The organism is Tabrizicola sp. (assembly GCF_036781545.1).
Taxonomy (GTDB): Bacteria; Pseudomonadota; Alphaproteobacteria; order Rhodobacterales; family Rhodobacteraceae; genus Tabrizicola.
In genome coordinates, this window is record NZ_DAIQAT010000004.1 from 69,795 (window position 1) to 82,775 (window position 12,981).

Below are 12,981 nucleotides of genomic sequence, written 5' to 3' on the forward strand. Positions count from 1 at the left end.
GACAGTTTCGCCAATCAAACGGGAGGCATTTTAGATGCGGTGGTTTCTGAAGGCGGCGATTGCGGCGGTTTTCCTGGGCGGTGCGGGGCTGGCTTCGGCGCAGGACCTGATCCCCGAGCGGCGATTCGTCGTGACCCAGGACCAGGACCTGCCGGGCGGGGACATCGCGTCGATCTTCGACACCACCATCGAGGCCTGCGAGCGCGCCTGCACGACCAACGCGCGGTGCACGGCCTATGTCTACAACACCCGGAACGGGTCGTGCTTCGTGAAGAACTCGCCCGGCGAGGGGGGATATTTCGCGGGCGCCTTCTCGGCCAAGGTGATCGAGGCGGACAAGGCGCTGCGCGAGGCGGCGAAAGCGCGGCGGGCAGAGCTTGCCTTCCTGCCGGACTGGGACATCCAGCCCGCCTTCGACCAGGCGCAAGGCCTTGGGCGGCAGCACACCACGGGGCCGTGGTCGGCGGAGGAGCATCTGGCGGCGGCCTCGGAGGCCGAGTCGCGGGGCGACTGGGCGGGGGCGGCGGCCTATACCGGGGCAGCGCTGAACCTGACCGATGACGCGGCGACCTGGGGCGAATTCGCGCGGCGGCAGCTGCAGGCGGGGATCGCCGATTCGAACCAGTCGGGCTATTTCTTCAACCAGGCCTTCCTGTCCTCGATCAACGCCTACCTCCGGGCGGAAAGCCCGGCGCTGCGGCACACGATCCTGCTGACGATGGGCGACGTGCTGGAGCGGAACGGGCGCGGGCGGGATACCGTCAGCGCGCTGCGGCTGGCGCAGTCCTTGCAGGCGCGGACGGATACGGCGGCGTTGCTGGACGATGCGATCGGGAAATACGGCTTCCGGATCAGCGAGACGCAGGTCCAGTCCGACCTGGCGCGTCCGCGCATCTGCGCGACGTTCAGCGAGGATCTGGCGGCCTCGGGCGTGGATTATTCCGACTTCGTCAAGCTTCCCGACGCCGGGATGGCGGTGGAGAACGGCGGCTGGCGGCAGCTTTGCGTGACCGGGCTGGAGCACGGCAAGCGCTATACCGTGACGTTCCGCGAGGGGCTGCCCGCGGCGGACGGGCAGGTGATGGCCAAGTCGGTCGATGTCACGCAGTACATCCGCGACCGCGCACCGGGGGTGAAGTTCCCCGGGCGTGGCTATGTGCTGCCGAAGGCGGGCGAACCGGCGCTGCCGGTCGAGACGGTGAACACCGAGAAGCTGGACCTGACGCTCTACCGCGTGACGGACCGGAACCTGCTGCGCTCGATCCAGGACTATTACTTCGGCGCGCCGATCAACGTCTATTCCGAGGAATATTTCGCCGACACGGTGGGCGAGGCGCTGTGGAAAGGCCATGCCAATGTGGCGCAGGAGGTGAACAAGGACGTCACCACCCGCCTGCCTCTGGGCGAGGCGCTGGACGGGCTTCCGGCGGGGATCTATGCGCTGAAGGCGGAAGTGCCGGGGGTGGACCCCTACAATATTCCGCCGGGCTGGCAGTGGTTCGTGATCTCGGACCTTGGCGTCACCACGATGTCGGGGGTGGACGGGCTGCATGTCTTCGTCCGCGCACTGGGGACGGCAGAGGCAAAGACCGGCGTGACGGTGGAACTGCTGAACCGCGCCAATACGGTGCTGGGGACGGCTGTGACCGATGAGCAGGGCTATGCCCGCTTCGATGCGGGGCTGACGCGCGGCACCGGGGGCAGCGCCCCGGCGATGGTGGTGGTCAAGGACGGGACGACGGACATCGCCTTCCTGTCGCTGACCGACCCGGAGTTCGACCTGTCCGACCGGGGGGTGGAAGGCCGCGAGGCCGCGCCGCCGGTGGATGTGTTCGTGACGACCGACCGGGGCGCCTATCGCGCGGGCGAGACGGTCTATGTCACCGCTTTGGCCCGCGATGCCGAGCAGGCGGCGGTGGAAGGCCTGCCGCTGACGGCGGTGCTGTCGCGCCCCGATGGCGTGGAATATTCGCGGCAACTGGTCGAGGATCAGGGCGCGGGCGGGCATGTGTTCAGCCTGCCCATCGCCGGATCGGCCCCGCGCGGGGTCTGGCGGCTGGAGATGTATGCCGATCTGGAAGCCCCGGCGCTGGCGTCGAAGACCTTCCTGGTCGAGGATTTCCTGCCGGAACGCATTGATTTCGACCTGACGCTGGCGGACGAGCCGCTGTTCGTCGGGCGCGACTCGGCGGTCGATCTGACGGTGGCGGCGCGCTATCTGTTCGGCGCCCCCGGCGCGGGGCTTGCCATCGAGGGCGAGGTGCTGCTGCGTGCGGCGGCGGGGCTTGAGGCTTTCCCCGGCTATGTCTTCGGACGCCATGACCAGCCCTTCAGCGCCCAGATGGACTCGCTGAACGGGGCCGAGACCGACGAGGCGGGCAACGCCACCCTCCCGGTCTACCTGCCGATGATCGAGGACCCGCATCGCCCGCTGGAAGCGCGGGTGACGATCCGGGTCGCCGAAGGCTCGGGTCGCCCGGTCGAGCGTCAGGTGACGAAGACGGTCTCCTCGGCCGATCCGATGATCGGGGTGAAGCCGCTGTTCGACGGGGTGGCCCCCGAGGGCGGCGAGGCGCGGTTCCAGATCATCGCGGTCGATCAGGATGCGGCTGTCGCGCTGCCGGTCAAGTGGACGGTGTCCCGCGTGGACTACGATTATCAGTGGTACCAGAGCTACGGCAACTGGAGTTGGGAGCCGGTGGTGAGCCGCTCCATCGTGGCCGAGGGCGAAGCGACGACCGGCACCGCGCCGGTGGAGATCGCCGCGGACGTGGACTGGGGCACCTATGAGCTGCTGGTGGAACGGTCGGACGGCGGCAAGGCCGCGACGTCGACGCAGTTCTACGCGGGCTGGTATGCGCCCGCCGATGCCTCGGCGACGCCCGACACGCTGGAACTGTCGCTGGACAAGCCCGCCTACAAGCCGGGCGACACCGCGACCTTGCGGATCGTGCCGCGCGCGGCGGGGACGGCGCTGGTGACGGTGCTGTCGAACCGGCTGGTCGCGATGCAGGCGGTCGAGGTTAAGGAAGGCGAGAATCTGATCCAGCTTCCGGTCACGGACGAATGGGGTGCGGGGGTCTATGTGACGGCCTCGGTCCTGCGGCCGATGGACGTGGCGGCGGGCCGCAATCCGGCGCGGGCCCTGGGATTGACCCATGTGTCGATTGATCCGGGCGCGCGGGCCCTGGCGACCAAGGTCGAGGTTGCGGCGGAAGCCGCGCCGCGCGGTCCGCTGGACGTGGCGGTGAAAGTGGATGGCGTGACGGCGGGTGAAACCGCCTATGTCACCATCGCCGCCGTTGACGTGGGCATCCTGAACCTGACCGGGTTCAAGGCCCCGGACCCCAGCGACTATTACTTCGGCCAGCGGCGGCTGGGCGTGGGCATCCGCGACATCTATGGCCGGTTGATCGACGGGCTGAACGGGGCGACCGGCGAGGTCCGCTCCGGCGGCGACGCGGGCGCGCAGGCTCGGCTGCAGGCGCCGCCTCCCACAGAGGAGCTGGTGGCCTATTTCACCGGGCCGGTGACGGTGGGGGCCGATGGCTATGCGCGGGCGTCCTTCGACCTGCCCAGCTTCAACGGCACGGTGAAGGTGATGGCCGTGGCGTGGAGCAAGACCGGCGTCGGGCAGGCGCAGGCCGACGTGCTGGTGCGCGATCCGGTGGTGGTGACGGCCAGCGTGCCGCGCTTCCTGTCGCCGGGAGATAGCTCGCGGCTGCTGCTGGAGATCGTCCATGCCACCGGGCCTTCGGGCCGGATGGGGCTGGACGTGACGGCGAACGGCCTGACTTTGGGCGAGGTGCCCTCGGGCTTCGACCTCGGCGACAAGGCCAAGGCGGTCTTCGAGGTGCCGGTGACGGCGGGCGCGGTCGGGATCCAGACCATCGAGGTCGGCCTGACCACGCCGGACGGCAAGGTGTTGAAGAAGACGCTGACCGTGCCGGTGCAGGTGAACGACCCCGAGGTCGCAAGGGTTTCGCGGCTGGAACTGAAAACGGGCCAGAGCTTTACCTTCGACGAGAATGTCTTCGCCGGGCTGGTGCCGGGCTCGGGCAAGGCGACGATGGCGGTTGGTCCCTTGGCGCGGTTGAACGCGCCGGGGCTGCTCGCCGCGCTCGACCGCTATCCCTATGGCTGCACCGAGCAGATGACCTCGCGCGCGCTGCCGCTCCTCTACTTCGATCAGGTGGCGCGGGTGATGGAGCTGAAGGGTGCCGAGGACATCCAGAAGCGCATCGACGACGCGGTGGTCGAGATTCTGGCCAACCAATCCGCGACCGGCGGCTTCGGGCTCTGGGGTCCGGGCGAGGGCGACTTCTGGCTCGACGCCTATGTCACCGACTTCCTGAGCCGGGCGAAGGCGCAGGGCTATCAGGTGCCGGACCTGGCGTTCAAGAACGCGCTTGCCAACCTGCGCAACCAGGTGAACTACGCGCCCGACTTCTCGAACCAGGTCAACGGCGGCGGCGAGGCCTTGGCCTATGCGCTGATGGTGCTGGCCCGCGAGGGCGCGGCGGCGATCGGCGACCTGCGCTACTATGCCGACGTGAAGGGGGACGATTTCTCCACCCCCATCGCGCAGGCGCAGCTGGGCGCGGCCCTGGCGTCCTATGGCGACCAGGCGCGGGCGGATGCGATGTTCCGCAAGGCCGTGGCGAAGATGGAGTCGCTGGAGCCGGAACAGGGCCAGATCTGGCGGGTGGACTATGGCACCCGCTACCGCGACGCGGCGGCCCTGCTGACGCTGGCGGTGGAGGCCGGTAGCCAGGCCGTGGACCGCGAGGCGCTGACCAACCGGATCGCCGTGCAGGGCCGCAACCTGTCGACGCAGGAGGCGACCTGGGCCTTGCTGGCCACCAATGCGCTGATCGACCGGCCGGGGGCCGAGGGCGTGACCATCGATGGCAAACCCGCAGAGGGGCCGCTGGTGCGGGTGCTGGATGCAGGCGCCGTGACGCCGGTGGTGGTGAAGAACGACGGGGCGGATACGACCGTCACCGTCACCACCTATGGCGTGCCGTCGGAACCGGAACCGGCGGGCGGCAACGGCTATGCCATCACGCGGACCTACTACACGATGTCCGGCGAGGAAGTCGCGCTGGACAGCGTGGCGGCGGGAACGCGGCTGGTGACGGTCTTGGAGGTCAAGCCCTTCGACTATGGCGAGGCGCGGCTGATTGTTTCGGACCCGCTTCCGGCGGGGTTCGAGATCGACAACCCGAACCTGATGTCGGCAGGCTCGACCTCGGAACTGGGCTGGCTGGATACGCTGAACGAGGTGGCGCATTCCGAGTTCCGGCAGGACCGGTTCATCACCGCGGTGGACTGGCAGTCTGACCAGCCGTTCAAGCTGGCCTATGTGGTCCGCGCGGTGTCGCCCGGCACGTTCCACCATGCGGCGGCCTCGGTCGAGGACATGTACCGGCCCGACTTCCGCGCGCGGAGCGAGACGGGCGAGGTGACGATCACGAAGTGATCATGATCCACGCGCGGGCATATGCGCCTCCCCTCCCCCCGGTGGAGAGGGGAGGGTGCGCGACCGGATCCGGCCTGAATCGCCCCGGATCTGATCCGGGGCCTCACTCTCATTCGGGTGCTGCGCCGGGAATTGCACGGGGTCCCGGGGCAAGCCCGGGACGGGGTCTCTGATCATGCGCGCGCGCTGGATCATCGTTCTGGCGGTGGGCCTCTGGCTCGCCGCGCTGGGCCGCGACCGGTTCGACCGCTGGATCGACGCCACCGTGCTGCCGCCCCTGGCGCTGGAAATGTCGGTCGAGGTTCTGGACCGCAAGGGCGACCTTCTGCGCGCCTATACGGTCGCCGATGGCCGCTGGCGGCTGGCGCTGCCGCCGGACAAGGTCGATCCGCTCTATCTCAAGATGCTGCTGGCCTATGAGGACAAGCGGTTCCGCGACCATGCGGGCGTGGATCCGCGGTCGGTGCTGCGGGCGGCGGTGCAGGCGCTGTGGAACAGGCGCGTCGTCTCGGGCGGCTCGACCCTGACCATGCAGGTCGCGCGGCTTTTGGAGGAGGGGACGACGGGCCAGGTCGGCGGCAAGCTGCGGCAGATGCGCGTCGCTTTGGCGCTGGAGCGGCGGCTGTCGAAGGACCAGATCTTGCAGTTATATCTGCACCTTGCGCCCTTCGGGGGGAACCTGGAAGGGGTGCGGGCGGCCTCGATCAGCTATTTCGGCAAGGAGCCCCTGCGGCTGACGCCGGCCGAGGCGGCGCTTCTGGTGGCGATCCCGCAGGCCCCGGAAAGCCGCCGCCCCGACCGCGCCGCCGACCGGGCCGAGGCGGCGCGCAACCGGGTGCTGGCGCGGGCGGTGGCCGAGGGCGTGATCGACGCCGACGAGGCCGAAGCGGCGCTGCGCGAGGCGGTGCCGGGCCTGCGCAAGCCCTTCCCGGCCCTGGCGCCCCATCTCGCCGACCGCGCGCGCGAGGAGCAGCCGCAGACCCTGTCCCACCGGCTGACCATCGACGGGGCGTTGCAGAAGAAGCTTGAGGCGCTGGCGCAGGAGGCGGTGGCGGAGAAGGGCGAGCAGTTGCAGGTGGCGATCCTGGTCGCCGACCATGCCTCGGGCGAGATTCTTGCCAGCGTGGGCTCGGCGGGCTACCGGGCCGACCTGCGGCAGGGGTTCGTCGACATGACGCGGGCACTGCGCTCCCCCGGGTCGACGCTGAAGCCCCTGGTCTATGCGCTCGCCTTCGACGAGGGGCTGGGCCACCCCGAGACGATGATCGACGACCGGCCGATGAGCTTCGGCACCTATGCGCCGCAGAATTTCGACAAGCTCTACCTGGGCACGATCCGCATGCGCGAGGCCCTGCAGCTGTCGCGCAACATCCCCGTGGTGGCACTGACCGAGGCGCTGGGACCCGCGAAGCTGGTCTCGGCGATGGAGAAGGCCGGAATGAAGCCGGTGTTTCCCGGTGACAGGCCGGGGCTGGCGATCGCCTTGGGCGGGGTAGGGGTGACGCTGACCGACATGGTGCAGCTTTACGCCGCCATCGCGCGGGGGGGCGTCGTGCGGCCCCTCAGCTGGCGGCAGGACGCCGAGGTGCCAGAGGGGCAGCGGGTGGTGTCCGAGGTTGCGGCCTGGGAGGTGGGCGACATCCTCGCGGGCCTCGCCCCGCCACCGGGCGCGCCGAGCAATCGGCTGGCCTACAAGACCGGCACGTCCTATGGCCACCGCGATGCCTGGGCCATCGGCTTCGATGGCAGGCATGTGATCGGCGTCTGGATGGGCCGGGCGGACGGAACGCCCGTGCCGGGGGCCTTCGGCGCCGATGTGGCCGCCCCGGTGCTGTTCCAGGCCTTCAACCGGCTGAAGCGCAAGCTCGACCCGCAGCCCCCGGCGCCCGCCGCGACCCTGCTGGTCGCGAATGCCGCCCTGCCGCAGCCGTTGCAGCGCTTCCGCTCGCGCTCGGCGGCATTCGAGGTGGCGGCGGATGCCCCCGCCGTGGCCTTCCCGCCGAACGGGGCAGAGGTGGAGTTGCTGGCATCCGGCCTGAAGGTCAAGGTCGCGGGCGGCACCGCGCCCTTCACCTGGCTCGCGGACGGGGTGCCGGTGGTGGTGGCGTCCGACGCGCGTGAGGCGATGCTTGCGATGCCGGGCGCGGGCTTCGTGACGCTGAGCGTGATCGACGCGAAGGGCCGGTCCGACCGGGTACAGGTGCGGGTCCGCTAGGGGCACGATTCGGCGAAGGCCGCTAGCGACGCGCGCGTCCCGTTCAGAAATCCACCGCGGTCCCGTCTTCTCCCAGCCGCCATGGCGCACCGGCTCCAGCCCCACGCGCCCGCCCGGCTCCTTCGGCAGGGCGGCCTTGCCCTCGACAGCCTTCCGGCGCTCCTCGGCCTCGGCAAGCGCAGGTTTCGCGGCGGGTGGCAGGTCGTCGATTTACATACTTGGTTGGAACAAGGCCAGAAGCCGGGACAGGATGACATGATGGACGTGCCGGGGACCTGATCCGGACGGCGCACCGCACCCTCATGGTTCGGCCCCGGCCCGGCTCCAGCTTTCCACCTGTCACCCCCGCGAAAGCGGGGGCCTATGGGTTGACTGTTGCCTCTGGTTCGCCGCTTCCGCGGGGATGACAGACAGTCCCGGCCGCTTCCTCGCTCGCACGCATCACCCACCGGCCCGCTCAGAAATCCACCGCGAGTCCCTTTTTCTCCCAGTCGCCATAGCGCACTGGCTCCGGCCCGTCCCGCCCGCCCAGTTCCTTCGGCAAAGGCGCTTGTCCGTCGGCAGCCCTCCGGCGCTCCTCGGCCTCGGCAAGCGCAGGTTTCGCGGCCGGCGGCAGGTCGTCGATTTACATACCCGGTTGGGGCCGGGGCCAGAGCCGGGACAGGATGACATGATGGACGTGCCGGTGATGTGATCCGAAGGGCGCACCGCACCCTCATGGTTCCGGCCCCGGCCCGGATCCCGCTTTCCACCTGTCACCCCCGCGAAAGCGGGGCCTATGGGTTGACCCTTGCCTCTGGTTCCCCGCTTTCGCGGGGATGACAGACGGTCCCGGCCCCTTCCGCGCTCGCACGCACCACCCACCGGCCCCGCTCAGAAATCCACCGCGAGTCCCTTCTTCTCCCAGTCGCCATAGCGCACTGGCTCCGGCCCGTCCCGCCCGCCCAGTTCCGGCGGCAGGGGGGCCTTCCCCTCGGCAACCTTCCGGCGCGCCTCGGCCTCGCCCAAAGCACGTTTCGCAGCGGGCGGCAGGGTCTCGTCCATCCCGGGGTTTCCTTGTGTGGCGCCCCTTCCTGATATAACCCGCATCCCGAACCGGCAAGGGCCCGGCCCAGGAAGGGAATCTCAATGGCCGAAGGCGTCGTGGCGCGCGCCACTGCAGTGGCAATCCTCGACGGCGTCCTCGGCGAGGGCCGGATGCTCTCCGACTTCTCCGGCGATGGCCTCGCCCCCGCCGACCGTGCCCGCGCGCTGCGGCTGGCGGAAACCACCCTGCGCCATATCGAGCCTGCTGACAAACTCCTCGACAAGCACCTGCGGAAGTCCCCGCCACTGACCGTCCGCAACACCCTGCGCCTCGCCGTGGTGGAGCGCGCGGCAGGCGCCCCGGCACATGGCGTGGTCAATGCGGCGGTCGAGATCACCCGCAAGGGCGGCAAGCGCACCGCCCATCTGGCGGGCCTCGTCAACGCCGTCCTGCGTGCCCTGCCCGAGACGATCGCCCTGCCGGTGCAGAAACTCCCGCGCTGGCTACGCCAACCCCTCGTCCACAGCTACGGCCGCGACGCCGTCACCGCCATCGAAGCCGTCCAGGCGCAGGAACCCCCGCTCGACCTGACCCTGCGCGATGGCTTCCCCGCGCCGGAGGGCGAGCTTCTCCCCACCGGCAGCCTGCGTCTGCGCAGCCCCGGCCAGCTTTCCGCCCTTCCCGGCTATGCCGAGGGCGGCTGGTGGGTGCAGGATGCCGCCGCCGCCCTTCCCGCGAACCTGCTGGTCCCGCAAAAGGGAGAACGCATCCTCGACCTCTGCGCCGCCCCCGGCGGCAAGACCCTGCAACTCGCCGCCGTGGGCGCCAATGTCACCGCGCTGGACATCTCGGCCCCCCGCATGGCCCGACTTCAGGCGAACCTCGCCCGCACCGGGCTGACCGCCGACCTCGTCACCGCCGATGCGCTGCACTGGCAGCCCGAGGCCCCTTTCGACGCCATCCTCCTCGACGCCCCCTGTTCGGCCACCGGCACCATCCGCCGCCACCCGGACCTGCCCTTCGTCAAGGACGGCTCCGACCTTCCCGCCCTCATCGCCCTGCAATCCGCCCTGATCGACCGCGCGCTGACCTGGCTGAAACCGGGGGGGCGCCTCGTCTTCTCCACCTGCTCGCTCCTGCCCGAGGAAGGCGAATCCCAACTCGCCGCCGCCCTTGCCCGCCACCCGGCGCTCATCATTGACCGCGCCGACCTGCCCGGCGTGGATCCTGCCTGGTGGACCCCGGAAAACGCCCTCCGCCTGCGCCCGGACTACTGGGCGGACAGGGGCGGCATGGACGGCTTCTTCCTCGCCCGGTTGTGGCTGCCGGGCTGACCCGGCCCCCGATCCGTCTGCACCGCATCCTCAACAGCCGTTCGGCGCGCCTGCATTACCCCTTTCACATTTGCCCAAGTATCCTCCGGGGGTTTGGGGGTGGAAAACCCCCAAGACCCGAGCCGGTTGCGCGCCCTTCGCGCGCAGAGGCGAGACAAAAGGCTTGCGCGCCAGCGCCCATGTTCCGAAGCGCCAGGCCAAAGATGAACGCTTCCCCAACGCCCGCAGCCAACCCATTGAAATCGCTGGGCCGGAAACCCTGCCCGCGCGCGGGCAGCTACCGCAGCAACCCCAGCACCTCGAGGCTCGGATAGCCGTCCGCGACCTGCCCCCGCGCCTTCTGGAAGGCCTTCACCGCGGCCACCGTCTTCGGCCCCATCCGCCCGTCCACCCCGCCCGGATCGAACCCGGCCCGGCCCAACAGCTCCTGCAGCTCCCGCCGCTCGTCCAGCGTCAGCGCCCGCAGGTCGCGCGGCCAGCCGTGCTGGATCGCTGGTCTCCCGGCCAGCCGGTCCGACAAGGACCCGATCGCCACCACATAGGCATCCGCCGTGTTGTAGTGCTCGATCACCTGGAAGTTCGGCCAGATCAGGAACGCCGCCCCCCGGTGCCCGCCGGGAAGAAGGATCGACCCCGGTCCATGGTCCGGCAGGTCCGCTCCGCTGACCGTTCGCACCCCCATCGCCTGCCAGTCGCCGACCGGCTTCACCACCCGCTCGGTGGTCTGGTCATAGTCGAACTCTTCCGGCAGCGTCACCTCCACCCCCCAGGGCTGGCCCTTCGTCCAGCCCCAGAACCGCAGGTAATTGGCGGTCGAGGCCAGCGCATCCGCCGGATCCTCGCCCCAGAGGTTCTTCTTCCCGTCGCCGTCGAAATCGACCGCGAACTTCTCCCAGCTCGACGGCATGAACTGGGTATGCCCGCTCGCCCCCGCCCAGCTCCCCGCAAACCGGTCCACATGCCCGCCCGCGACGATCTTCAAGGCCGCGATCAGCTCCGCCTCGAAGAAGGCCACGCGCCGCCCCTCATAGGCCAGCGTCGCCAGCGATCCCAGCACCGGCATGTCGCCCCGGTAGGTGCCATAGGCGCTCTCCAGCCCCCAGACCGCCGCGACGACCTCTTTCTCCACGCCATATTCCGCCTCGATCCGCTCCAGAAGCGCCCGGTTCCGCTCGATGGCCTTCAGCCCCAGCGTTACCCGATCCTCGGACACGGCGGTGTCGAGGTAGTCCCAGATCGTCTTCGAAAACTCGTTCTGGTTCCGGTCGCGCTCCACCACCTTCGGGTCGAACGCCACCCCGCGCATCGCCGCGTCGAAGGTCGGGGCCGGAATGCCCGCCTCCAGCGCCCGGGGCCGGAAGCCCGCGATCCAAGCATCCAATCCGGCCTGAGACCCCATCTTCTCCTCCACCCCCGCCACCGGATCGGGCAGGATCGTCTGGGCCTGACCCACCCCCATGCACAGCGCCACGCCCATGCCGGGCGCGAGAAGGATCCGTTGAAGCAGCTTGCCGGATTTCATCGCCGCTTGCGCACCAGCCGCCGCTTCGCCGCCGCCTGCGCGGGTTTCCGGGGCTGGTATTTCCCGCCCTTCCGCCGCGGCGGCCGCAGCACCGCCCCTTCCACCGAAAGAAGCTCCAGGATCAGCCCGCCCGTCACCGGCACCGCCTCGGCCAGCCGGACCACGACCTTCTGCCCGATCCCCAGGGTGAGCCCGGTCTCAGATCCCATCAGTGTCTGGCTGGCATCGTCATAGTTGAAATACTCCCGCCCCAGGGCGCGCACCGGGATCAGCCCGTCCGCCCCGGTTTCGTCCAGCCGCACGAAGACCCCGAAGCGCTGCACCCCGGAAATCCGCCCGGCGAACTCCGCCCCCACCCGATCCGCCAGATAGGCCGCAAGATAGCGGTCCGTCGTGTCCCGCTCCGCCGCCATGCTGCGCCGCTCGGCTTCCGAGATCAGCTTGCCCGTCTCCTCCAGGTTCTCCTCGTCCCAGGCCGACAGGCCATCCTTGCCCCAGCCTTGGCCCGCGATCAGCGCGCGGTGGACGATCAGGTCGGAATAGCGTCGGATCGGGCTGGTGAAATGCGCATAGTTCCGCAGGGCCAGCCCGAAATGCCCGAAATTCTCCGGGTGGTAATAGGCCTGGGTCATCGACCGCAGGGTAGAGAGGTTGATCAACTCGTCAAACTCCGTCCCCTCGGCCTGGGCCAGAAGCCGGTTCAGGTGCTTGGTCTGCAACACCTGCCCCTTGGCCAGCGTCAGCCCCGCGCCCTCCGCCACCTCGCGCAGGCTTTCCAGCTTCAGGGGTGAGGGCTCCTCATGCACCCGGAACAGCAGGGGCCGCTTCAGCCGGATCAGCTCCTCGGCGGCCGCGACATTGGCGAGGATCATGAATTCCTCGATCAGCTTGTGCGCCTCCAGCCGCTCCTTGAACGCGACCGAGGTGACGTGGCCCTCGGCATCCAGCTCGATCTTCCGCTCCGGCAGGTCCAGGTCCAGGGGTTGCCGCATCTCCCGCGCCCGCTTCAGGGCGGCATAAGCGGCGTAAAGCGGCTTCAAGACCGGCTCGACCAGCGGCGCGGTTTTCTCGTCCGCGCTGCCGTCCACCGCCGCCTGCACCTGCGCATAGTGAAGCGACCCCACCGACCGCATCATTCCCCGGACAAAGCGGTGGCTCCGCTTGTGACCCTCGCGGTCGATCACCATCCGCACCGCCAGACAGGCGCGGTCCACGCCCTCGTGCAGGGAACACAGGTCGCCCGACAGGATGTCGGGCAGCATCGGCACCACCCGGTCGGGGAAATAGGTGGAATTGCCGCGCTTGCGCGCCTCGCGGTCCAGGGCCGAGCCGGGGGTTACGTAATGCGCCACATCGGCGATGGCGACCCAGATCGCGAAGCCGCCGATATTGCCGGGGTCG

Annotated in this window: 8 protein-coding genes and 1 pseudogene; 4 read left to right on the forward strand and 5 right to left on the reverse strand. The window is 69.6% G+C overall.

Translation table 11 applies throughout. The annotated features are described in order from the left end of the window. Positions 1–34 precede the first annotated feature (34 nt). Together V7Q39_RS02000 and pbpC are read left to right on the forward strand one after the other, a co-directional pair. The gene (locus V7Q39_RS02000) at positions 35–5,482 is read left to right on the forward strand and encodes an alpha-2-macroglobulin family protein (protein ID WP_333814593.1); all 5,448 of its coding nucleotides are present in this window, start codon (positions 35–37) and stop codon (positions 5,480–5,482) included. A 172-nt stretch (positions 5,483–5,654) separates the two neighbouring features. Then, a complete protein-coding gene (pbpC, locus tag V7Q39_RS02005; protein ID WP_333814601.1) occupies positions 5,655–7,697 on the forward strand; it encodes a penicillin-binding protein 1C in 2,043 nt (680 codons plus the stop codon). A 111-nt stretch (positions 7,698–7,808) separates the two neighbouring features. Here pbpC and V7Q39_RS20595 read toward each other — a convergent pair. After that, positions 7,809–7,907 (reverse strand): annotated as a pseudogene (locus V7Q39_RS20595) (DUF1674 domain-containing protein); the annotation flags it as partial. A 247-nt stretch (positions 7,908–8,154) separates the two neighbouring features. Then, entirely contained in the window at positions 8,155–8,313 is a 159-nt protein-coding gene (locus V7Q39_RS02015; protein WP_333814602.1) for a DUF1674 domain-containing protein, read from the reverse strand. On the opposite strand from V7Q39_RS02015, the gene V7Q39_RS02020 reads away from it, so the two are divergent. Next, complete coding sequence (locus tag V7Q39_RS02020) at positions 8,248–8,391, forward strand: hypothetical protein (protein ID WP_333814594.1); 144 nt, start codon at positions 8,248–8,250, stop codon at positions 8,389–8,391. The genes V7Q39_RS02015 and V7Q39_RS02020 overlap by 66 nt on opposite strands. A gap of 179 nt (positions 8,392–8,570) precedes the next feature. Here V7Q39_RS02020 and V7Q39_RS02025 read toward each other — a convergent pair whose 3' ends face one another. Then, the gene (locus tag V7Q39_RS02025) at positions 8,571–8,741 is read right to left on the reverse strand and encodes a DUF1674 domain-containing protein (protein WP_333814595.1); all 171 of its coding nucleotides are present in this window, start codon (positions 8,739–8,741) and stop codon (positions 8,571–8,573) included. Positions 8,742–8,825: 84 nt separating this feature from the next. Here V7Q39_RS02025 and V7Q39_RS02030 point away from each other — a divergent pair, with 84 nt between their 5' ends. Further along, on the forward strand, positions 8,826–10,058 hold the full coding sequence (locus V7Q39_RS02030) for an RsmB/NOP family class I SAM-dependent RNA methyltransferase (protein ID WP_333814596.1): 1,233 nt from the start codon (positions 8,826–8,828) through the stop codon (positions 10,056–10,058). Between the two features lie 277 nt (positions 10,059–10,335). Here V7Q39_RS02030 and V7Q39_RS02035 read toward each other — a convergent pair whose 3' ends face one another. Both V7Q39_RS02035 and V7Q39_RS02040 read right to left on the reverse strand, forming a co-directional pair. Continuing rightward, entirely contained in the window at positions 10,336–11,580 is a 1,245-nt protein-coding gene (locus V7Q39_RS02035) for a lytic murein transglycosylase (protein WP_333814597.1), read from the reverse strand. Next, positions 11,577–12,981: ribonuclease R family protein (locus tag V7Q39_RS02040; RefSeq protein WP_333814598.1), on the reverse strand; the 1,405-nt coding region annotated here is incomplete at its 5' end. The genes V7Q39_RS02040 and V7Q39_RS02035, both read right to left, overlap by 4 nt.

Bases quoted from the DNA above. Each gene is read 5' to 3' on its own strand.
- V7Q39_RS02000 (WP_333814593.1), top strand. From the start codon at position 35: ATGCGGTGGTTTCTGAAGGCGGCGATTGCGGCGGTTTTCCTGGGCGGT.
- V7Q39_RS02025 (WP_333814595.1), bottom strand. From the start codon at position 8,741: ATGGACGAGACCCTGCCGCCCGCTGCGAAACGTGCTTTGGGCGAGGCC.
- V7Q39_RS02035 (WP_333814597.1), bottom strand. From the start codon at position 11,580: ATGAAATCCGGCAAGCTGCTTCAACGGATCCTTCTCGCGCCCGGCATG.
- V7Q39_RS02030 (WP_333814596.1), top strand. From the start codon at position 8,826: ATGGCCGAAGGCGTCGTGGCGCGCGCCACTGCAGTGGCAATCCTCGAC.